This window comes from Burkholderia sp. AU45388, assembly GCF_030481585.1.
GTDB classification, from domain to species: Bacteria; Pseudomonadota; Gammaproteobacteria; order Burkholderiales; family Burkholderiaceae; genus Burkholderia; species Burkholderia sola.
Genome location: NZ_JAUJPV010000008.1, coordinates 110,007 through 129,260, shown reverse-complemented (window position 1 = coordinate 129,260; position 19,254 = coordinate 110,007). Strand labels below are relative to the sequence as shown.

The 19,254-nt window shown below is 66.5% G+C and carries 17 protein-coding genes and 7 tRNA genes; 3 read left to right on the top strand and 21 right to left on the bottom strand.

Features of this window, described 5'->3' with window-relative positions:
* Positions 1 to 224 precede the first annotated feature (224 nt).
* Positions 225 to 1,106 carry a helix-turn-helix domain-containing protein gene (locus QZM72_RS16185; protein ID WP_089467754.1) on the top strand — a complete coding sequence of 294 codons (882 nt, stop codon included), beginning with the start codon at positions 225 to 227 and terminating at the stop codon, positions 1,104 to 1,106.
* A gap of 25 nt (positions 1,107 to 1,131) precedes the next feature.
* Here QZM72_RS16185 and QZM72_RS16180 read toward each other — a convergent pair whose 3' ends face one another.
* From QZM72_RS16180 to gltX, 9 genes are all read right to left on the bottom strand, one after another.
* Positions 1,132 to 1,596: a GNAT family N-acetyltransferase gene (locus QZM72_RS16180; RefSeq protein WP_089467755.1), complete on the bottom strand. Its 465-nt coding sequence runs from the start codon at positions 1,594 to 1,596 to the stop codon at positions 1,132 to 1,134.
* 173 nt (positions 1,597 to 1,769) lie between these two features.
* Positions 1,770 to 1,846, bottom strand: a tRNA-Asp gene (locus QZM72_RS16175).
* A gap of 73 nt (positions 1,847 to 1,919) precedes the next feature.
* Positions 1,920 to 1,995: transfer RNA gene (locus QZM72_RS16170), tRNA-Glu, on the bottom strand.
* 65 nt (positions 1,996 to 2,060) lie between these two features.
* A tRNA-Asp gene (locus tag QZM72_RS16165) sits at positions 2,061 to 2,137 on the bottom strand.
* Between the two features lie 79 nt (positions 2,138 to 2,216).
* A tRNA-Glu gene (locus QZM72_RS16160) sits at positions 2,217 to 2,292 on the bottom strand.
* 63 nt (positions 2,293 to 2,355) lie between these two features.
* Positions 2,356 to 2,432 (bottom strand) — tRNA-Asp (locus QZM72_RS16155).
* 78 nt (positions 2,433 to 2,510) lie between these two features.
* Positions 2,511 to 2,586 (bottom strand) — tRNA-Glu (locus QZM72_RS16150).
* Between the two features lie 137 nt (positions 2,587 to 2,723).
* Positions 2,724 to 2,799 (bottom strand) — tRNA-Ala (locus QZM72_RS16145).
* 127 nt (positions 2,800 to 2,926) lie between these two features.
* A complete protein-coding gene (gene gltX, locus QZM72_RS16140) occupies positions 2,927 to 4,336 on the bottom strand; it encodes a glutamate--tRNA ligase (protein WP_089467756.1) in 1,410 nt (469 codons plus the stop codon).
* Positions 4,337 to 4,485: 149 nt separating this feature from the next.
* Between gltX and QZM72_RS16135 the strand changes: the two genes are divergently transcribed.
* Complete coding sequence (locus QZM72_RS16135) at positions 4,486 to 5,529, top strand: patatin-like phospholipase family protein (RefSeq protein WP_306427120.1); 1,044 nt, start codon at positions 4,486 to 4,488, stop codon at positions 5,527 to 5,529.
* 153 nt (positions 5,530 to 5,682) lie between these two features.
* Here QZM72_RS16135 and QZM72_RS16130 read toward each other — a convergent pair whose 3' ends face one another.
* The 9 genes from QZM72_RS16130 to QZM72_RS16090 all read right to left on the bottom strand — a co-directional run bounded on the left by QZM72_RS16130 (position 5,683) and on the right by QZM72_RS16090 (position 15,671).
* Positions 5,683 to 6,357: a C40 family peptidase gene (locus tag QZM72_RS16130; protein ID WP_089467758.1), complete on the bottom strand. Its 675-nt coding sequence runs from the start codon at positions 6,355 to 6,357 to the stop codon at positions 5,683 to 5,685.
* A gap of 128 nt (positions 6,358 to 6,485) precedes the next feature.
* Positions 6,486 to 8,108, bottom strand: a complete 1,623-nt coding sequence (locus QZM72_RS16125; protein WP_089467759.1) for an ABC transporter ATP-binding protein — start codon at positions 8,106 to 8,108, stop codon at positions 6,486 to 6,488.
* The gene (locus QZM72_RS16120) at positions 8,105 to 9,202 is read right to left on the bottom strand and encodes an ABC transporter permease (protein ID WP_089467760.1); all 1,098 of its coding nucleotides are present in this window, start codon (positions 9,200 to 9,202) and stop codon (positions 8,105 to 8,107) included. Before QZM72_RS16120 ends, QZM72_RS16125 begins: the two co-directional genes overlap by 4 nt.
* Before the next feature lie 48 nt (positions 9,203 to 9,250).
* Positions 9,251 to 10,294 (bottom strand): microcin C ABC transporter permease YejB, encoded by a 1,044-nt coding sequence (locus QZM72_RS16115; RefSeq protein WP_089467761.1) that lies wholly within the window; start codon positions 10,292 to 10,294, stop codon positions 9,251 to 9,253.
* A 50-nt stretch (positions 10,295 to 10,344) separates the two neighbouring features.
* Entirely contained in the window at positions 10,345 to 12,210 is a 1,866-nt protein-coding gene (locus tag QZM72_RS16110) for an extracellular solute-binding protein (RefSeq protein ID WP_089467762.1), read from the bottom strand.
* A 138-nt stretch (positions 12,211 to 12,348) separates the two neighbouring features.
* The gene (locus tag QZM72_RS16105; RefSeq protein WP_059643983.1) at positions 12,349 to 12,702 is read right to left on the bottom strand and encodes a hypothetical protein; all 354 of its coding nucleotides are present in this window, start codon (positions 12,700 to 12,702) and stop codon (positions 12,349 to 12,351) included.
* Positions 12,703 to 12,881: 179 nt separating this feature from the next.
* Positions 12,882 to 13,577, bottom strand: a complete 696-nt coding sequence (locus tag QZM72_RS16100; RefSeq protein WP_089467763.1) for a winged helix-turn-helix domain-containing protein — start codon at positions 13,575 to 13,577, stop codon at positions 12,882 to 12,884.
* Between the two features lie 16 nt (positions 13,578 to 13,593).
* On the bottom strand, positions 13,594 to 14,985 hold the full coding sequence (locus QZM72_RS16095) for a HAMP domain-containing sensor histidine kinase (protein WP_089467764.1): 1,392 nt from the start codon (positions 14,983 to 14,985) through the stop codon (positions 13,594 to 13,596).
* Positions 14,986 to 14,996: 11 nt separating this feature from the next.
* Positions 14,997 to 15,671: a response regulator transcription factor gene (locus tag QZM72_RS16090; RefSeq protein WP_089467765.1), complete on the bottom strand. Its 675-nt coding sequence runs from the start codon at positions 15,669 to 15,671 to the stop codon at positions 14,997 to 14,999.
* A 224-nt stretch (positions 15,672 to 15,895) separates the two neighbouring features.
* Between QZM72_RS16090 and QZM72_RS16085 the strand changes: the two genes are divergently transcribed.
* The gene (locus QZM72_RS16085; protein ID WP_089467766.1) at positions 15,896 to 16,195 is read left to right on the top strand and encodes a DUF4148 domain-containing protein; all 300 of its coding nucleotides are present in this window, start codon (positions 15,896 to 15,898) and stop codon (positions 16,193 to 16,195) included.
* Between the two features lie 108 nt (positions 16,196 to 16,303).
* On the opposite strand, the gene cyoD is transcribed toward QZM72_RS16085, so the two are convergent.
* The 3 genes from cyoD to cyoB are packed head-to-tail and all read right to left on the bottom strand — an operon-like array spanning position 16,304 to position 19,251.
* On the bottom strand, positions 16,304 to 16,636 hold the full coding sequence (gene cyoD, locus QZM72_RS16080) for a cytochrome o ubiquinol oxidase subunit IV (RefSeq protein WP_059573658.1): 333 nt from the start codon (positions 16,634 to 16,636) through the stop codon (positions 16,304 to 16,306).
* On the bottom strand, positions 16,637 to 17,245 hold the full coding sequence (gene cyoC / locus QZM72_RS16075; protein WP_089467767.1) for a cytochrome o ubiquinol oxidase subunit III: 609 nt from the start codon (positions 17,243 to 17,245) through the stop codon (positions 16,637 to 16,639).
* On the bottom strand, positions 17,245 to 19,251 hold the full coding sequence (cyoB, locus tag QZM72_RS16070) for a cytochrome o ubiquinol oxidase subunit I (RefSeq protein ID WP_089467768.1): 2,007 nt from the start codon (positions 19,249 to 19,251) through the stop codon (positions 17,245 to 17,247). Before cyoB ends, cyoC begins: the two co-directional genes overlap by 1 nt.
* Positions 19,252 to 19,254: the final 3 nt, after the last annotated feature.

The following is a 19,254-nucleotide window of genomic DNA, read 5'->3' as shown; positions in this document are numbered from 1 at the left end:
ACGCATCGGTAGACCCCGATATCGGTCCGATGGTTCGAACCGTCGACCCGACCGGCCGCGGGGCGACCGGGTTCGGACGACCGGCTTCGGGGAGCCGCTGCGGATTCGCCGGCGCCCACACAAAGTTCATTTGAACCCGGCATGATGGCCCAAAAAACCGCCGCATGCGCAAGCGCTGCGCCTTCTAAAATAACGGCATCGCCGCCGCGCCGCCCGAACCGTTCATGAATCCGCCCGCCTCAGCCGACGTATCGAACCCGTACGACGTCATCGACATTCCGCCGGAATTCGCGCCGACCGCCGTCCATCCGATGCGCGTGCGCGCGCGGCAGGTCGATGCCGGCCGCCGCATTCCGCTGCACACGCATGCGTGGGCGCAGCTCGCGTATGCGTCGCGCGGCGTGCTGCGCGTGGCGACGACCGGCACGACCTGGATGGTGCCGCCGTCCCGCGCGATCTGGGTGCCGCCGCACGTGACGCACGAAGTCGTGATCGTCGAAGAGGCCTATTTGCGCACGCTGTATATCGACGAGTCGATCGTGCCGGACGGGCTCGACGCATGCCGCGTCGTCGAGGTGACGGGACTGCTGCGCGAGCTGATCGTCGCACTCGACGCGCGCGACCTGAGCGCCGCGCGCGAGCGCCTGCTGTGCGGGCTCGTGCTCGACGAGCTGAGTCATGCCGAACCGTTGCCGCTCGCGGTGCCGATGCCGGACGAAAAACGGCTGCGCCTGCTGTGCGAATCGGTACTCGCGCAGCCCGCGCATGCGGAGTCGCTCGAACACTGGGCGAGCGAGGTCGGCGCGAGCACGCGCACGATCTCCCGGCTCTTCAAGCAGGAACTGGGCGTGAGCTTTTCGCAGTGGCGCCAGCAGGCGCTGCTCGCGCGGGCGATCCCGCTGCTGAACCAGGGGCGCCCGTTGTCGCACATCGCGCGCGAACTCGGCTATCAGAGCCAGAGCGCGTTCTCGGCCATGTTCCGCCGCGCATTCGGCGAAAGCCCGCGCGCGTTCATGCTGCGCGGCTACGAGCATCGAGGCCCGGAAGGCGACGTCGCGGAAAACGAAACACCGGACGACGGCGGCGCAATCGACGCGGCCCGCTGATCGCGCGGTCCGGCGCGCCGGACCGTCAGACCGGCCGCACCATATGACGGATCGAGCCGAGTTGCGCAAGCCGCGGCCCGGTAACCCGGTAGCCCATGCGCAGGTACAGATGCGCGGCAGGATTGTCGACGAACACGCGCAACTGCAGTTCATGCAGCCCGCGCGCACGCGCCCACCGATGCGACATCTCGAGCATGTAGGTGCCGGCGCCTTGCCCGCGATGGCCAGCCGCGATCTGCACGTCGCGGATATGCAGCGAATCGCCCTCCTCGGTCACGCGCAGCACGCCGATGCGCTCGCCGTCGGCTTCGAGGATGAAGTTCTCCGATTCGCGCCAGCTCGCATAGAACAGGTCGCTGCGCCACACGAGCCCGTGGCGCTTGTAGTAGCCGCCCATGTTGCCGTGCGTGAGCGCTTCGGCATACGGAAAATCGGCGGGCTCCGCGGGGCGGAGCTGATACAGGAGTCGCAGGTCGGTCGGATCGAGCATCGCGCAGGAGTCGGAAACGCATCCCGCCACGATAGCGCAGTCGCGTGCGGATGCAATCGCGAATTTCTCGTAGGGGCGCGGCGCGCGATGCGGCACGCGGGATAGGCGTAAGCGGAAGGCGTCACCAACGACGCAAATGAAAAAGCCCGCACGCGGCGGGCTTCTTCATTTTCTGGCGGAGCGGACGGGACTCGAACCCGCGACCCCCGGCGTGACAGGCCGGTATTCTAACCGACTGAACTACCGCTCCAGTCTTGCTGCTTGCCTGGCAGGCGTCGGTTACTTCCTGCCGGCGCGTCGTTTGTTCGAACGACGCCGAAATCTGGCGTCCCCTAGGGGATTCGAACCCCTGTACTCACCGTGAAAGGGTGATGTCCTAGGCCTCTAGACGAAGGGGACAACGTACTGCTTACATCCTTAACGAGAAAGCCCGTTCAAAAACGTTTTTTGAACGGGCTTCGTTCTGGCGGAGCGGACGGGGCTCGAACCCGCGACCCCCGGCGTGACAGGCCGGTATTCTAACCAACTGAACTACCGCTCCAGCTTTCTGCACCACCGCCTACAGGATCTCGTCACGTTCCCGCACGCGTTGTGACACTTCTACGAAACGCCGCTGAATCTGGCGTCCCCTAGGGGATTCGAACCCCTGTACTCACCGTGAAAGGGTGATGTCCTAGGCCTCTAGACGAAGGGGACAACACACTGCTTACATCTTTAATACAAAAGCCCGCTCAAAAACGTCTTGAACGGGCTTCGTTCTGGCGGAGCGGACGGGACTCGAACCCGCGACCCCCGGCGTGACAGGCCGGTATTCTAACCGACTGAACTACCGCTCCAGCTTTCTTACCCAACCTGCAGGACGTCGGTTACGTTCCTGCAAGCCTTGCGACACTTCTACGAAACGCCGCTGAATTTGGCGTCCCCTAGGGGATTCGAACCCCTGTACTCACCGTGAAAGGGTGATGTCCTAGGCCTCTAGACGAAGGGGACAAAATCTTTTCAGATTTGTCTGACTTTCGCTATTTACTTTCAGTCAACAGCGAAGGCCGAAATTCTAACTGCTTTGAATCATTTTGTGAAGCATTTATTACTACCGCTGCTTCGCAAATCAATCCAGCTTGTTCTGTTGGTGGAGGTAAGCGGGATCGAACCGCTGACCTCTTGCATGCCATGCAAGCGCTCTCCCAGCTGAGCTATACCCCCTTGCAGAACAGAAATGAGATTATATGGACCGATTTCGAACTTGTAAATACCCTTTTTACGATTCGCGCGAAATTTTTTGCGAAGCCGCCGCGCGCTCATGCGCGGCGGCTTCGCTCTCGCCCATACGTCAGGCCAGCGCGGCCTCGATACGCGATACCACGACGTCGCGACCGAACAGCACGAGCACCGCATCGATCGACGGCGTGTGCGTCGTGCCCGCCACCAGCAGACGCACCGGCATCGCGAGCTGCGGCATCTTCAGCTTGTGCGTGGCGAGCGTCGCCTTCAACGCCGCGGACACCGCCTCCTTCGTCCAGTCGGCCGCCTTCAGCGCGGCGACGAGATCGGCCAGCGCCGGCCGCACCGCATCGGTCACGTGCTGCGCGAGCGCATCGGCGTCGGGCGCCGGCACACGGTAGAACATCGCTGCGCCTTCCGCGATCTCCTTGACCGTCGTCGCACGATCCTTCATCAGGCCGACCACCGCGTCGAGCGCGGGGCCCGTCGCGATCGCCGCGTCGTCGATGCCGAGCGCATCGAGGAACGGTTTCGCGAGCGCCGCGAGGCGCGCGTTGTCGGCTTCCTTGATGTAATGCGCGTTCAGCCAGCTCAGCTTGCTGTGGTCGTACTGCGCCGGCGACTTGCCGAGATGCTCGAGGTCGAACCATTCGACGAACTGCTCGCGCGAGAAGATCTCGGCGTCGCCGTGCGACCAGCCGAGGCGCGCGAGATAATTGACGACGGCCTCCGGCAGGAAGCCCGCGTCGCGGTACGCCATCACGCTCATCGCGCCATGCCGCTTGCTCATCTTCTCGCCCTGCTCGTTCAGCACGGTCGGCAGGTGCGCATAGACGGGCGGCTCGCCGCCGAGTGCGTTCAGGATGTTGATCTGGCGCGGCGTGTTGTTCACGTGGTCGTCGCCGCGGATCACGTGCGTGATGCCCATGTCCATGTCGTCCACCACCACGCAGAAGTTGTAGATCGGCGTGCCGTCCGGGCGCGCGATCACGAGGTCGTCGAGCTCCTCGTTCGAGATCTCGACACGCCCCTTCACCGCGTCGTCCCACACGACCGTGCCCGTCAGCGGATTGCGGAAACGCAGCACCGGCTTCACGCCGGCCGGCGGCTCCGGCAGCACCTTGCCGGGCTCCGGGCGCCACGTGCCGTCGTAGCGCGGCTTCAGGCCGGCTTCGCGCTGGCGTTCGCGCAACGCGTCGAGTTCCTCGGCCGACATGTAGCACGGGTATGCGAGGCCCTTCTCGAGCATCTGCGCGAGCACTTCGCGATAGCGGTCCATCCGCTGCATCTGGTAGATCGGGCCTTCGTCGAAATCCAGCCCGAGCCATTGCATCCCTTCGAGGATCGCATCGACCGCTTCCTGCGACGAGCGCTCGACGTCGGTATCCTCGATGCGCAGCACGAACGTGCCTTTCATCTTGCGGGCGAACGCCCACGGATACAGTGCGGAGCGGATGTTGCCGAGGTGGATGAAGCCGGTGGGACTCGGCGCGAAGCGGGTACGGACAGGACGGGTCATAGACGGTAACTCGAACGCCTGGGGCGCATGAATGATTCGACGCGGGACGACGGCAGCCCGGACAGCAACGGAGCCGGCGACGCCCGGAACGGGAAAGAAGCCGGAATTATACTCGCGCCGGACATCGCGCCAAGCGCACCGCTTGCTTTATGATGTGCGCGCCGCGGCCGCCAGCCGGTGCGGCGCCGGCCGCGCGGAACCCACCGCGCGCCCTCGGAAACCATCGCAGCCGCGCGGGCCGTGTGACCCGCCGCCAAGCCGCCGGAGAACCATCGATGTCGTCCCCTCGCCTGTCGCGCCGCCACTTCACGATCGCGTGCGCGTCCGCCAGCCTCGCCGCCTGCACCTCCTTCGGCGACAAGTCCCGTCCCGGCACGGCCCTGCCGCAGGAGAAGCCCGTCAAGATCGGCGTCGCGCTCGGCGGCGGCGCCGCGCGCGGCTTCTCGCACATCGGCGTGCTGAAGGCGCTCGAGGCGCGCGGCATTCCGATCGAGATCGTCGCCGGGACGAGCGCAGGCTCGGTGGTTGGCGCGCTCTACGCGTCGGGCATGAACGCGCTGCAGATCAACAGGATCGCCCTCGACATGGACGAGGCGGCGATCAGCGACTGGGCGCTGCCGTTCCGCTCGCGCGGCCTGCTGCAAGGCGTCGCGCTGCAGAACTTCCTGAACAAGACGCTCAACAACCGGCCGATCGAGAAGATGGCGAAGCCGCTCGGCATCGTCGCGACGGACCTGCAAAGCGGCCAGCCGATCCTGTTCCAGCAAGGCAACACGGGGCTCGCGGTGCGCGCGTCGTGCAGCGTGCCGTCGGTGTTCGAGCCGGTGAAGATCGGCACGCGCGAATATGTGGACGGCGGCCTGGTGAGCCCGGTGCCGGCGTCGTTTGCGCGCAAGATGGGCGCGAGCTTCGTGATCGCGGTCGACATCTCGGCCAGGCCGGACGGCGCGGCGACCAACAACCCGATCGAGATGCTGCTGCAGACCTTCACGATCATGGGCCAGACGATCAAGACCTACGAGCTCGCCAAGTACGCGGACGTCGTGATTCGCCCGAACCTCGCGGCGATGGGCGGCAGCGACTTCAACCAGCGCAACGCGGCGATCCTCGCGGGCGAGGAAGCGGTCGCGCGCATCATGCCGGAACTGCAGCGCAAGCTCGCGGCGGCGCGCGGCGTGACGGCCGCCGCGTAAGCCGCGACGGGCGGGAGGCCGCGCCACGGGCCGCCGCCCGGCGGCCGACGGAACGACTTCCGCCTCGCCTTTGGCGCCGCTCCAAAAGCAAAAAACCCTGCCGCCTTTCGGTGACAGGGTTTTTTATCGTCCGGCCTGATCGACCGGCAAACGTCAGTTGTTGCCGTTCGCCGAATCGTCGCCGATCGTCGCGCGCACGCGGCGCAGGTCTTCCGGCTTCATCGGCGGGAATTCCGATTCGATCCGGCGCGCGCCGGTGAAACGCTTTTCCCAGTAGCCGCTGTCGAGATCGTCGACGCGGACGGTGCTGCCCGTCGACGGCGAATGCACGAACTTGTTGTCGCCGATGTAGATGCCGACGTGCGAGAACGTGCGGCGCATCGTGTTGAAGAACACGAGATCGCCCGGCTTCAGGTTGCTCATGCTCACTTTCTCGCCGACGCGGCTCATCTCTTCCGCGCGACGCGGCAGCGACATGCCGAGCGTGTCCTGGAACACGTAGCGCACGAAGCCGCTGCAGTCGAGGCCCGAATCCGGCGAGTTGCCGCCCCAGCGATACCGCACGCCGATCATGTTCAGCGCGCCGACGACCACGTCGCCTGCCTTGCCCGCCATGCCGGCAAGGAACGACTTCGCGCCGCCGCTCGACGGCTGCGCGCTGGTCTGCTGGAGGGAGGAACCCGACCCGAACTGAGTCGAATTGGTGACATTCTGGTTAAAACTGCTGACTTCGTCGGCGAACGCGCCGGGTGCTGCTGCGAACAGGGCGCCGATGAACAGCCCGGCGATGGTGCGCGCGCATGCCTGGGTCAGGGATCGATGCTGCATTGGTCGATGGAATGTGCTTAAAAATCAGCTGATTGGCGGAAAATTTCGGTCGATACTAGCCAGCGCGTAATCGTTTGTCAAAACAAATTAATAAATACAATCGAGATGGTCAGACCATTGGACCCCTATCACGCTTTCCAGACGGCTTTCAACAGCTTTTGTGTGTAAGGATGTGACGGTCTGCCGAAGATGTCGGCGACCTCCCCCGACTCGACGACGGCGCCGTCCTGCATCACCGCGACGCGGTGCGCCATCGCGCCGATCACCTCCAGGTCGTGGCTGATGAACACGTAGCCCAGGTTGTATTTCTGTTGCAAATTCGCAAGCAGCTTCAGCACCTGCTGCTGGATCGACACGTCGAGCGCGGACGTCGGCTCGTCGAGGATCAGGATGCGGGGCTCCAGCACCAGCGCCCGCGCGATCGCGATCCGCTGGCGCTGGCCGCCCGAGAATTCGTGCGGATAACGGTGCAGCACCGTGCGGTCGAGGCCGACTTCGCGCAGCACCGCGAGCGACTTCGCGCGGCGCGCGTCGGGCGTCATGTCCGGGCGATGCAGCTCGAGCCCCTCGCCCACGATCCGCTCGATCGTGTGACGCGGCGAAAGCGAGCTGAACGGATCCTGAAAGACCACCTGCATGTTCGAGCGCAACGCGGCCTGTTCGCGGCCGCGATAGGTCGACAGCGCACGTCCCTGGAATTCGATCTCGCCGCCGGCCGTCTTCTGCAGCCCGAGCAGCGCCATCGCGAGCGTGGATTTCCCCGATCCCGATTCGCCGACGATGCCGAGCGTTTCGCCCTGCCGCACCGACACCGACACGTCGGCCACGGCCGTCACCGGCACCGTGCCGAACCAGCCCGCGAAGCCCGGCCGCTTGCGCGCGAACTGCACGCTGACGTGGCGCGCGTCGAGCACGACCGGCGCGATCGGCATCACCGGCGTGACCGCGCGCTGCGGCCGGCTGTTCAGCAGCCGCTGCGTATACGGATGCTCGGGCGCCGCGAAGATCCGCTCGACCGGCCCGCTCTCGACGAGCCGGCCATGCTCCATCACCGCGACGCGCTGCGCGAAGTGCCGCACGAGATTCAGGTCGTGCGTGATCAGCAGGATCGCCATCCCGCGCTTTTCCGCCTCCTCGCGCTGCAGCGCCAGCAGCAGGTCGACGATCTGCGCGCGGATCGTCACGTCGAGCGCGGTGGTCGGCTCGTCGGCGAGCAGCAGGCGCGGCCGGCACGCGAGCGCCATCGCGATCATCGCGCGCTGCCGCTGGCCGCCCGACAACTGGTGCGGGTAGCTGTCGACGCGTTTCTCGGGCTCCGCGATGCCGGTGCGCGCGAGCAACGCGATCGCCCGCTTGCGCGCCTCGACGGCCGACACGCCGTCGTGCAGCACGATCGTCTCGCCGATCTGCACGCCGATCGTATACAGCGGGTTGAGCGCCGTCATCGGCTCCTGGAAGATCATCGCGATGTCCGAGCCGCGCAGCCCGCGCATCTCGCGCTCGCTCTTGGCCGCCAGATCCTGGCCCGCGAAGCGGATCGCGCCGCTTACTTCGGCGTCGCGCAGCAACCGCAGGATCGACAGCGCGGTCACGCTCTTGCCCGACCCCGACTCGCCGACGAGCGCGACCCGCTCGCCGCGCCCGATCGCGAGCGTCACGTCGTCCACCGCGACCGTGTCGCCGAAACGCACGTGCAGATGCTCGAGCGACAGCAGCGGCTCGTCCGCCTTCGATACGATGGCGTCGCTCATCGCTGGCCTCCGGCCGCGCGCACCGAATCGGCGATCCGCGTGTCGAGCGCGTTGCGCAACGCATCGCCCATGAAGGTCAGCAGCAGCAGCGTCGCGACCAGCACGCCGAACGTCGACAGCGAGATCCACCACGCGTCGAGGTTGCCCTTGCCCTGCGCGAGCAGCTCGCCGAGACTCGGCGTCGGCGGCGGCACGCCGAGCCCGAGGAAATCGAGGCTGGTGAGCGCGAGGATCGAGCCGCTCATCCGGAACGGCAGGAACGTGATCACCGGCGTGAGGCTGTTCGGCAGCACGTGGCGCCAGATGATCTGCCAGTTCGTCAGCCCCATCGCGCGGGCCGCGCGCACGTAATCCTGCGTGCGGTTGCGCAGGAACTCGGCACGCACGTAGTCGGCGAGCCCGATCCACCCGAACAGCGACAGCAGCACGATCAGCAGCAGGAAGCTCGGCTCGAAGATCGACGCGAAGATGATCAGCAGGTACAGCTCGGGCAGCGAACTCCAGATCTCGATCAGTCGCTGCCCGACGATGTCGATGCGCCCGCCGAAAAAGCCTTGCACCGCGCCTGCGGCGATCCCGAGCAGCGTGCCGATCACGGTCAGGATCAGCCCGAACTCGACCGAGATGCGGAACCCGTACACGAGCCGCGCGAGCAGGTCGCGGCCCTGCGCGTCGGTGCCGAGCCAGTTCTCGCGCGACGGCGGCGCCGGGTTCGGCACGTTCGAGAAGTAGTTCAGCGTGTCGTAGTAATAGCGGTTCGGCGGATAGACGACGAAGTTGCCGGGCGCCTCGAGCCGCTTGCGCACATACGGATCGAGATAGTCGGCCGACGTCGGGAAATCGCCGCCGAAGGTCGTCTCCGGGTACGCATGGAACATCGGGAAATAGGTCTGGCCGTCGTAGCGCACGACGAGCGGCTTGTCGTTCGACCACAGCGGCGCCGCGAGGCTCGCGGCGAAGACGACGACGAAGATCACGAAGCTCCAGTAACCGAGGCGCTGCCGCCTGAAGCGCTGCCACACGCGGCGGGCCGGCGACGGCGACACGCGCGCGCGCGCCGCGTCGATGCGGGGGGATGCGACGGCCCGGTTCATCGCGCGCCTCGCCCGCTGGCGCCGGGCATGCGAATGGCTCGTTTCATGTCAGCGCTCCAGGTTGTCGAATTGAATGCGCGGATCGACCCACACATAGCAAAGATCGGAAATCAGCTTGGTCGCGAGCCCGATCAGCGTGAACAGGTACAGCGTGCCGAGCACGACCGGGTAGTCGCGCCGCACGACCGATTCGTACGACAGCAGCCCGAGCCCGTCGAGCGAGAACAGCGTCTCGATCAGCAGGCTGCCGGTGAAGAACGCGCCGATGAACGCGGCCGGGAAGCCGACGATCAGCGGCAGCATCGCATTGCGGAACACGTGCTTCCACAGCACGCTGCGCTCGGAGAGCCCCTTCGCGCGCGCGGTCAGCACGTATTGCCGGCGGATCTGGTCGAGGAACGCGTTCTTCGTGAGCATCGTGACGACCGCGAAGCTGCCGACGACCGACGCGGTGATCGGCAGCGCGATGTGCCACAGATAGTCGAGCACCTTGCCGACGAGCGACAACTGCGCGAAGTTGTCCGACGTGAGGCCGCGCAGCGGAAAGAGCTGCCAGAACGAGCCGCCGCCGAACAGCACGAGCAGCAGCACGCCGAGCACGAAACCGGGAATCGCATAGCCGACCAGCACGACGAGGCTCGTCGCGACGTCGAACGGCGAACCGTTGCGCACGGCCTTCGCGATGCCGAGCGGCACCGAGATCAGATACGTGAGGAAGAACGTCCACAGCCCGATGCTGATCGACACGGGCAGCTTCTGCACGACGAGCGACCACACGCTCTGGTGGCGAAAGTAGCTTTCGCCGAGATCGAAGCGCGCGAAGCGCTCGAGCATCAGCCAGTAGCGTTCGAGCGGCGGCTTGTCGAAACCGTACAGCGCCTTGAGCTGCGCGAGCTGCTGCGCGTCGACGCCGGTGTGCGCGCGCATCCCGAACGGCGTCGCGCCCTGCTCCGTCGCGCCCTTGCGCAACTCCTGCACGGCCTGCTCGACCGGGCCGCCCGGCACGAACTGGATCACCGCGAACGTGAGCGTCAGCACGCCGACGAGCGTCGGGATCATCAACAGCAGGCGTTTGAGGATGTAGCTCCACATAGGGCGTCGACTCGTGATCGGTGGCGGGTTGGATGAGGGGCCGGCGCGGCTCAGTGATCGGGCTTCGCCCACCAGGTCGACACGACCCAGCCCTCGGCCGAATAGTACAGCGGCAGCGTCCGCGGATAGGCCAGCGTGTGCCGGTACGCGATCCGGTGCGTCGTGCTGTACCACTGCGGCACCGCGTAGTAGCCGTGCATCAGCACGCGGTCGAGCGCGTGCGTCGCATCGAGCAGTTCCTCGCGCGTCTGCGCGGCGCCGAGCGCGTGCAGCAACGCGTCGACGGCCGGCGATTTCAATCCGATGACGTTGTCGGAACCCGGCTCGTCGGCGAACTTGCTCGCGTAACGCGAATACTGCTCGGAGCCCGGCACCTGCACGCCCGGCAGGCGGATCGTCGTCATGTCGTAGTCGAACGCGTCGAGGCGCTTCTGCAGCAGCGCGAAATCCGCCGTGCGAAAGCGTGCGTCGATGCCGAGCTTCGCGAGATTGCGCTGGTAGGCCGTCACGATCCCTTCCATCGCGGCGCCCGAATCGTCGAGGATCTCGAACGTGAACGGCTCGCCCTTCGCGTTGCGCAGCGCACCATCGCGATAGGTCCAGCCGGCCTGCGCGAGCAGCGCGCGCGCCTTCAGCAGATTCGCGCGCAGCGAGCCCGGCGGATTCGTGCTCGGCTGCGTGACCATCGGGCCGAACACCGCAGGATCGAGCTGCGCACGCAGCGGCTCCAGCAGCTTCAGCTCGCCCGCGCCCGGCGTACCGGTCGCCTGCAGGTCGGTGTCGGCGAAATAACTGTTGAGGCGCGTGTAGGCGCCGTAGAACAACTGGCGGTTCAGCCATTCGAAGTCGAACGCGAGGTCGAGCGCCTGACGCACGCGCACGTCCCGGAACAGCGGTCGGCGCAGGTTCATGAAGAAGCCTTGCATGCCGGCGCCGTTATGCTGGCGGAATTCGCGCTTGACGAGCTCGCCGCTGTCGAACCGCTTGCCGACGTCGCGCCGCGTCCAGTTGCGCGCGATGTACTCGACGAGCACGTCGTATTCGCCGGCCTTGAACGCTTCGAGCCGCGCGACGCCGTCGCCGTACAGCTTGTAGACGATCCGTTCGAAATTGTTGGTGCCGATCCGCACCGGCAGGTCGGCGCCCCAGTACGCGGGGTTGCGCCGGTAGGTGATCGTGCGGCCGTTGTCGTAATGGTCGATCACGTACGGGCCGCTGCCGATCGGCTGCTCGAACGCGAGCTGGTCGAACGGGATGCGCGAGCCGTCCGCGCGCAATCCCCACTTGCGCGAGAACACCGGCACGCCGCCGGCGATCAGCGGCAACTCGCGGTTCGCGCTGTGGAATTCGAAGCGCACGGTCGCGGGATCGACCACCACGGCCTTCGTGATTTCGGCGAAGTACGCGCCGAACTGCGGTGCGGCCTGCTTGCTCTTCAACGTGTCGAACGAAAACTTGACGTCGTCGGCCGTGACGCGATCGCCGTTCGAGAAGCGCGCGCGCGGATTCAGGTGGAACGTGACCGAACGGCGGTCCGGCGCGACGTCGATGTCGTCGGCCAGCAGCCCGTATGCGGACGCCGGTTCGTCGGAGCTGCCGGTCGCGAGGCTCTCGAACAGCATGTCGATGCCGGGCGCGGGGTTGCCGCGCATCGTGAACGGGTTGAACTTGTCGAACGACGTCAGCCGGTTCGGATTCGCGAGCACGAGCGTGCCGCCCTTCGGCGCGTCGGAATTCACGTAGTCGAAATGCTTGAAGCCCGGCGGATACTTCGGCTCGCCGTACTGCGCAATGGCGTAGGCCGCGTGCGCGGCCGGCGCCGCGTGCAGCGCCAGCACCGCGGCCACGCGGCCGGCGGCCCGCAGCGCGCCGAGGCGGGCGCGCGCGGCGGCGGCCCGGGGCGAACCCTTCGTCATAGAGGCCCTGTGGTCGAATGAGGGTAGTAACGTGGAGCGATTCTACCCATTCAACCCGTCGAGCCAAAAGAAAACCGCCACGCGGGCGGTTTCCTCACGAGCAGTTATCGCGCGCGGCGAGCACGCGCGGCCGGTGGATCAGCGCCAGCCGTTGTGGCGGCCGTGGTCCCAGTGACCGCGATCGCCCCAGCCGCGACCATGGTGGCGATACCACTCGTCGCGGCCCCAGTAGCGGCGGCCGTCCCAGTAGCGGTCGCCGTGCCAGCCGATCACGATCGCCGGCGCCGGCCCATACACGGGCGCCGGTGCGTAGACAGGCGCCGGCTGGTAGACGACCGGCGGAGGCGGAGGCGCATACACGGGCGCGGGCGCGACGTAGACCGGCGCCGGCACGCCGACGTTGATCCCGACATTGACTCCCGCCATTGCTGCGCCCGACACGAGCAAGGCCGTCATACCGGTCAAGAGCGAGGCAACACGCAAAGTCTTCATGGATTCCTCTTCTGGTTGTGTCATGTGTGATTGGACTATAGCGGCAAGCGACCGCCCCGCATATTTCAAGTTTGTAAGAACTGATGCGCGGCATCGCAACGGGAAGCCCGCGCTAACGTCTTGTAACAATCGGCGCCCCTGCGCCCCCGCGCCCGGCCCCTCCTTTCTCGAAACGCCTTTCATCCCGTGCCGCGGCCCGCGTCAAGCGGCGCGGCGCCCGTGTCGAACCGGAAGCCGAATCGCGCAACCGTTTCGATCCGCGCGGAAAACGCATGCGCGGCCAGCTTGCGCCGCAATCGTACGACGAGCGCATTGACCGTTTCGGGTTCGATGTCCGCATCGCCCCACGCATAGCGGAGCACGGCGTCACGCCCAACCGGCCGCCCCGCTTCGCGCAGCAGGCATTCGACCACGCGAAATTCCCGTGCGCTGAGCGCGAGCCGCCGGCCGCGCTCGTCGAGGGCGCGCGTCGCCGTGTCGAGCCGGATCGATTCCCGCATCGCGACGACGCCCGCGCGACGCCACAGCGCGCGCAGCCGCTCGTGCAATTCGACGAACGAGCACGGATGGGCCAGGCAGATGTCGCAGCCTGCGTTCAGTATCCGCGCACGCTCGGCGGAGGTGGTGCCGGCGACGATCGCGGCAATCGTCGCGCTGCCGGCCGACGCGGCGAGTCGCGGCAATTCGTCGAGAATCGCCGGCGCGGACGCGCCCTCGGTCGCGACGATCACGATCGCGTCGAACCGGTCCTGCGTCGCCGCGAAACAGCCGTCGCGCCATTCGTCGACGCGCTCGACGCCGTGCATGCTTTCCCGAAACGCCTTGTCGAGCCGCGACGCGTCCGGCGTCGGCGGCGCGATCAGCAGGATGCGCATCGCTCGGCCTCCTCCGTCACGCGAGCGAACGCGGCCAGCATTCGACCGTGATCGCCGCACCGGCCGGCTGCGCATCGCCGATCCGCAGCGCGAAATCGTGCACGCGCATCACCGCCGACACGATGCTCAACCCGAGCCCCGAGCCGTTCACGTGACGCGTGCGCTCGCCGCGATAGAAACGCTCGAGCACCGCATTGCGCTCGCCGGGCGGGATGCCGGGCCCGGTGTCCTCGAACCGGACGAGCGGGCCATGCGACGCCGTCTGGAGCACGACGCGCACGCGGCCGCCGGGCGGCGTGAACTTGATCGCGTTGTCCGCGAGATTGCTGAACGCCTCGAACAGCAACGCGCGGTCGCCATGAATGCCGTCGACCGCGGCCGCATCGAGTTCGAACGACACGTCGACCGCCTCGGCCAGCGGCTCGTAAAGCTCGCACACGTCGCGCAGCAGGGCCGCGACGTCGACCGCGGCGAAACCGCCGCGCCGGCTCAGCGTGCCGATCTCGGAGATGCGCAGCATCGCGCGAAAACGTTCGAGCAGCCGGTCGGTTTCGTCGCGCGCCGACGCCAGCAGCGCCGCCGACGCGGGTTCGTGTGCGCAGAACGGCTGGTCGGCCAGCCGCGCCAGCATCCGATGCACGCGTGCGAGCGGCGTGCGCAGGTCGTGCGCGATCCCGTCGCAGGCATGACGCACCTCGCCCATCAGCCGCTCGACTTCGTCGAGCATGTGGTTCACGAGATGCGCGAGCAGATCGAGCTCGTCGTAGCGGCCGACCGGCAACCGCTTGCCGAGATCGCCCTCGGCGATCTGCCGCGTGACGCGCCGGATCTCGGCGACGCGGCGCATCTGCCGCATGCCGAGCATGCTGCCGCCCGCGACGCCCGCGATCAGGATCATCACGCCGCCGATCACGAGCCCGCGAATCGCGACGTCGCGGATCTGGATGAAGTGCGACAGGTCGCGCGCGACGACCAGCGTCATCCCGTTGTCGCGGTGCACGGCCATCGCGCGCGTGATCGGCGACGATTGGCCGTCGAGCGGCGCGAGCGTGCGGTTCAGCGTCTGGCCGTGGCGATCGGCACGCAACGCGGGCGGCGTCGCGATGTCGCCGGCCACGCGACGGCCGCCCGCATCGAACAGCCCGTAGAAATTCGTATGCATGTGCTCGTGCTCGAGCCGCCGATGGATCGCGAGCGGCAGCTCGGCATCGGGAATCGAATCGAAATAGATCAGTTGCCACGCGAGCACTTCGTCGGTGTCGCGTGTCATCGCGTGCGTCGCGGCCACGCTGATCACGCCCGCGAGCAGCAGCAGCGACACCGAGAAGATCGCCGCGTACGCGCACAGCCAGCGAAACGTCGTCGTATGCCAGCGGCGCGTGAAGTTCGCCGCACGGGCCGCGTCCATCCGTGCCTCCGTCAAGCGAGCATGTAGCCCGACCCGCGCACCGTCTGGATCATCGGGTTCGCGCCGGGCGGATCGATCTTCCTGCGCAGCCGTCCCATGTGAACGTCGATCAGGTTGGTGCCGGGATCGAAGTGATAGCCCCACACGGCCTCGAACAGCATCGTGCGCGTGATCGTCTGTCCTGCGTTGCGCATCATGAACTCGAGCACGCGGAACTCGGTCGGCAGCAGCGGAATCTCGTCGGCGCCGCGGCGCGCGCAGCGCGAAATGAGGTCGAGCTCGAGCGCGCCGACCTTCAGCAGCGTCTGCTGCGGCACGCCCGATGCCTGCCGGCGGCGCAGCAGCACTTCGATGCGCGCGCTCAGTTCGCCGGAATCGAACGGCTTCGTCAGGTAATCGTCGCCGCCCGCACGCAGGCCGCGAATGCGCTCGTCGACGTCGCCGAGCGCGCTCAGCATCAGCACCGGCGTATCGATGCCGACCGTGCGCATCGCGGTCACGATCGCGAGACCGTCCGCCCCCGGCAGCATCCGGTCGAGCGTGATCGCGTCGTACGATGCACTCATCGCACGCATCATCCCTTCGCGGCCGTTGTCGATCCAGTCGACCTCGAAGCCGCGTGCGGTCAGCTCGCCGACGATTTCGTTCGCGGTCACCGCATCGTCCTCGACCGTCAGTACTCGCATGGTTGCCCTCGCAATGAACGTCAAGACGGGCGCGCACGATGCGCCCGCCACTATCGTAGGCGCTGCGATCGCCGCGCGGCGCCAGATGAAAATAGCTTCATCCCGCGTCGCGGCACGCCCCTGTGAAACATGTTTCATCCGTGCGTCGGCCGCGCCGCGGCCGCGGCCGCGGCCGCCTACGCTGACGTCATGCGGCATCGGGCCGCGAAACCAGGAGTTATCGGATGAAACTGTCGACCACCGTCGCCTGCATGCTGCTCGCATGCGCGAGCACCGCCGCATTCGCGGGGCCGCACCTCACCCCGCAGGAATGCAATGCGTACCCGTTCGTGCACACGGGCCGCGACGTCACGCGTGCGGACCTCGTGCGCGAGCTGACCGAACTCGAACAGGTCGGCTACGATCCCGCCCATGCCAGCCCGTACTACCCCGACGATCTCGACGGCGCGAAGCATCGGCTCGCCGCCGAGTACCGCGCCGACTGCACACATGCGCTGACGGCGGACGCCGGCGCGCGGCACTGACCGCACCGCCCTGCACAACGCAGCAGCGGGAAAAAACGAAAAGGCGGCACGTGCCGCCTTTTCTTCATGAGCGCGCAGCGAGGTGACCCCGCTGCGCCGCGCCGCCGCTCAGCGCGACATCATGTTCATGCTCACGTTGTGCATCACCCACAGCGTGCCGACGATCAGGATCGCGGCGGTCAGCACCGTATAGCTGAACGCCATCACGTTCCAGCGCTGGCCCGACGAGCCGTTCATGTGCAGGAAGTACACGAGGTGCACGACGATCTGCACGAACGCGAGCACGGCGAGCCCGATCAGCGAAGCATGCGGCGACAGCACGCCGCCCATCACGAGGCCGAACGACGCGGCCGTGAGCAGCACCGACAGGATGAAACCGGCGACGTAGCCGCCGACACTGCCGTGCCCTTCTTCGAGTTGAGACGAATGCGAATGGGCCATTTAGATCACGCTCGCGAGATAGACAAAGGAAAACACGCAGATCCACACGATGTCGAGGAAGTGCCAGAACAGGCTCAGGCACGTCAGGCGTCGCAGGTCGCGATCGGTCAGGTCGCCGCCGCGCAACACGATCTGCGCGGCCAGCACGATCATCCACAACAGGCCTGCCGTCACGTGCAGCCCGTGCGTGCCGACCAGCGTGAAGAACGCCGACAGGAACGCGCTGCGCTGCGGGCCCGCGCCTTCCGCGATCAGGTGCGAGAACTCGCGCAGTTCCATCGCGAGAAACGCCGCGCCGAGCACGAACGTCACCGCGAGCCACGCGAGCAGCGCACCGCGCCGCTGCTGGTACGCCGCGAGCATCGCGAAACCGTACGTGATGCTCGACAGCAGCAGCGCGGCGGTTTCCACCGCGACGCCCGGAATGTCGAACAGCTCTTTCGCGGTCTGCCCGCCCGCGTACTGGTGGCCGAGCACCGCGAACGTCGCGAACAGCGCCGCGAAGATCACGCAGTCGGTCATCAGGTACAGCCAGAAACCGAACACCGAATGCGACGGCGGATGGTCGTCGTGTTCGAGCAGGGTCGCGCTCAAGGTTTTCTGCAACATCAGTTGGCCTCCAGTTCCACGCCGTCGACGCGCGCGGCCGTGCGCTTCGTCGGCTGCTTGTCTTCGGTCTTGCGCACCGTCGACGCGGGGATGTAATAGCCGTCGTTATCGCGCGAGCTGTAGATCACGAGCGTCGCGATGATCCCGACGAGCCCGCCGATCGCCATCCACCAGATGTGCCACACCAGCGCGAAGCCGAGCACCAGGCTGAAGACGGCGATCACGAGGCCCGCACAGGTATTCGACGGCATGTGGATGTCGCGAATCGCTGCCGGATTCGGCCGGCCTTCGCCGCGCGCCTTCATGTCCGCATACGCATCGAGCGTGCGCACCTGCGGGATCACTGCGAAGTTGTAGTCGGCCGGCGGCGACGACGTCGCCCACTCCAGCGTGCGGCCGCCCCACGGGTCGCCCGTCGTGTCGCGGTACTCGGGCAGATGGCGGTTGCGGATGCTGACCACCAGCTGCAGCAGCTGGCACGCGATGCCGATCGCGATCAGCACGGCGCCGAACGCGGCGACCAGCAGCCACGGATGCCAGGCCGGGTTGTCGTAGTGGTTCAGGCGGCGCGTCATGCCCATGAAGCCGAGCACGTAGAGCGGCACGAACGCGACGTAGAAGCCGATCTGCCAGAACCAGAACGCGGCCTTGCCGAGCGTCTCGTTCAGCTTGAAGCCGAACGCTTTCGGGAACCAGTAGTTGAAGCCCGCGAGATAGCCGAACAGCACGCCGCCGATGATCACGTTGTGGAAGTGCGCGATCAGGAACAGGCTGTTGTGCAGCACGAAGTCCGCGCCGGGAATCGCCATCATCACGCCGGTCATGCCGCCGAGCGTGAACGTGACCATGAAGCCGATCGTCCACAGCACGGGCGTCGTGAATTCGATCCGGCCGCGGTACATCGTGAACAGCCAGTTGAACACCTTCACGCCGGTCGGAATCGCGATGATCATCGTCATGATCCCGAAGAACGCGTTCACGTTCGCGCCCGAGCCCATCGTGAAGAAGTGATGCAGCCACACGAGGAACGACAGCACCATGATCGCGCAGGTCGCGTACACCATCGTCTTGTAGCCGAACAGCGGCTTCTTCGCGAACGTCGCGATGACTTCCGAGAAGATCCCGAACGCCGGCAGGATCAGGATGTACACCTCCGGATGGCCCCACGCCCAGATCAGGTTCAGGTACAGCATCGCGTTGCCGCCGGCGTCGTTCGTGAAGAAGTGCATGCCGAGGTAACGGTCGAGGCCGAGCAGCGCGAGCGTCGCGGTCAGGATCGGGAACGACGCCATGATCAGCACGTTCGTGCAGAGCGCCGTCCACGTGAACACCGGCATCTTCATCAGCGTCATGCCGGGTGCGCGCATCTTGACGATCGTCACGAAGAAGTTCACGCCGGTCAGCAGCGTGCCGACGCCGGAGATCTGCAGCGCCCACAGGTAGTAGTCGACCCCCACCCCCGGACTGAACTGCAGCTCCGACAGCGGCGGATACGCGAGCCAGCCCGTCTGCGCGAATTCGCCGATCACGAGCGACACGTTGATCAGGATCGCGCTGACCGCCGTCATCCAGAACGACAGCGAGTTGATGAACGGGAACGCGACGTCGCGCGCGCCGATCTGCAGCGGCACGATCAGGTTCATCAGGCCGACCATGAACACCATCGCCATGAAGAAGATCATGATCACGCCGTGTGCCGTGAAGACCTGGTCATAGTGGTGCGGCGGCAGGTAGCCGGGCCCGTTGTACGCGAGCGCGAGCTGCATGCGCATCATGATCGCGTCGGCGAAGCCGCGCAGCAGCATGATCAGCGCGACGATGATGTACATCACGCCGAGTCTCTTGTGGTCGACCGTGGTCAGCCATTCCGTCCACAGCCATTTCCAGCGGCCGGTGATCGTCAGCGCGGCGAGAATGCCCAGCACGACCAGCCCCATGAAGGCGCCGGCCCCCATGATGATGGGCTGATCGAACGGGATCGCCGAAAGTGTGAGTTTGCCGAACATGCG

Bases quoted from the DNA above. Each gene is read 5' to 3' on its own strand.
- QZM72_RS16135 (WP_306427120.1), top strand. From the start codon at position 4,486: ATGATGTGCGCGCCGCGGCCGCCAGCCGGTGCGGCGCCGGCCGCGCGG.
- QZM72_RS16100 (WP_089467763.1), bottom strand. From the start codon at position 13,577: ATGCGCATCCTGCTGATCGCGCCGCCGACGCCGGACGCGTCGCGGCTC.
- QZM72_RS16125 (WP_089467759.1), bottom strand. From the start codon at position 8,108: ATGAGCGACGCCATCGTATCGAAGGCGGACGAGCCGCTGCTGTCGCTC.
- QZM72_RS16110 (WP_089467762.1), bottom strand. From the start codon at position 12,210: ATGACGAAGGGTTCGCCCCGGGCCGCCGCCGCGCGCGCCCGCCTCGGC.
- QZM72_RS16130 (WP_089467758.1), bottom strand. From the start codon at position 6,357: ATGCAGCATCGATCCCTGACCCAGGCATGCGCGCGCACCATCGCCGGG.
- QZM72_RS16115 (WP_089467761.1), bottom strand. From the start codon at position 10,294: ATGTGGAGCTACATCCTCAAACGCCTGCTGTTGATGATCCCGACGCTC.
- gltX (WP_089467756.1), bottom strand. From the start codon at position 4,336: ATGACCCGTCCTGTCCGTACCCGCTTCGCGCCGAGTCCCACCGGCTTC.
- cyoD (WP_059573658.1), bottom strand. From the start codon at position 16,636: ATGGCCCATTCGCATTCGTCTCAACTCGAAGAAGGGCACGGCAGTGTC.
- cyoC (WP_089467767.1), bottom strand. From the start codon at position 17,245: ATGTTGCAGAAAACCTTGAGCGCGACCCTGCTCGAACACGACGACCAT.
- QZM72_RS16095 (WP_089467764.1), bottom strand. From the start codon at position 14,985: ATGGACGCGGCCCGTGCGGCGAACTTCACGCGCCGCTGGCATACGACG.
- cyoB (WP_089467768.1), bottom strand. From the start codon at position 19,251: ATGTTCGGCAAACTCACACTTTCGGCGATCCCGTTCGATCAGCCCATC.
- QZM72_RS16090 (WP_089467765.1), bottom strand. From the start codon at position 15,671: ATGCGAGTACTGACGGTCGAGGACGATGCGGTGACCGCGAACGAAATC.
- QZM72_RS16085 (WP_089467766.1), top strand. From the start codon at position 15,896: ATGAAACTGTCGACCACCGTCGCCTGCATGCTGCTCGCATGCGCGAGC.
- QZM72_RS16120 (WP_089467760.1), bottom strand. From the start codon at position 9,202: ATGAACCGGGCCGTCGCATCCCCCCGCATCGACGCGGCGCGCGCGCGC.
- QZM72_RS16105 (WP_059643983.1), bottom strand. From the start codon at position 12,702: ATGAAGACTTTGCGTGTTGCCTCGCTCTTGACCGGTATGACGGCCTTG.
- QZM72_RS16185 (WP_089467754.1), top strand. From the start codon at position 225: ATGAATCCGCCCGCCTCAGCCGACGTATCGAACCCGTACGACGTCATC.
- QZM72_RS16180 (WP_089467755.1), bottom strand. From the start codon at position 1,596: ATGCTCGATCCGACCGACCTGCGACTCCTGTATCAGCTCCGCCCCGCG.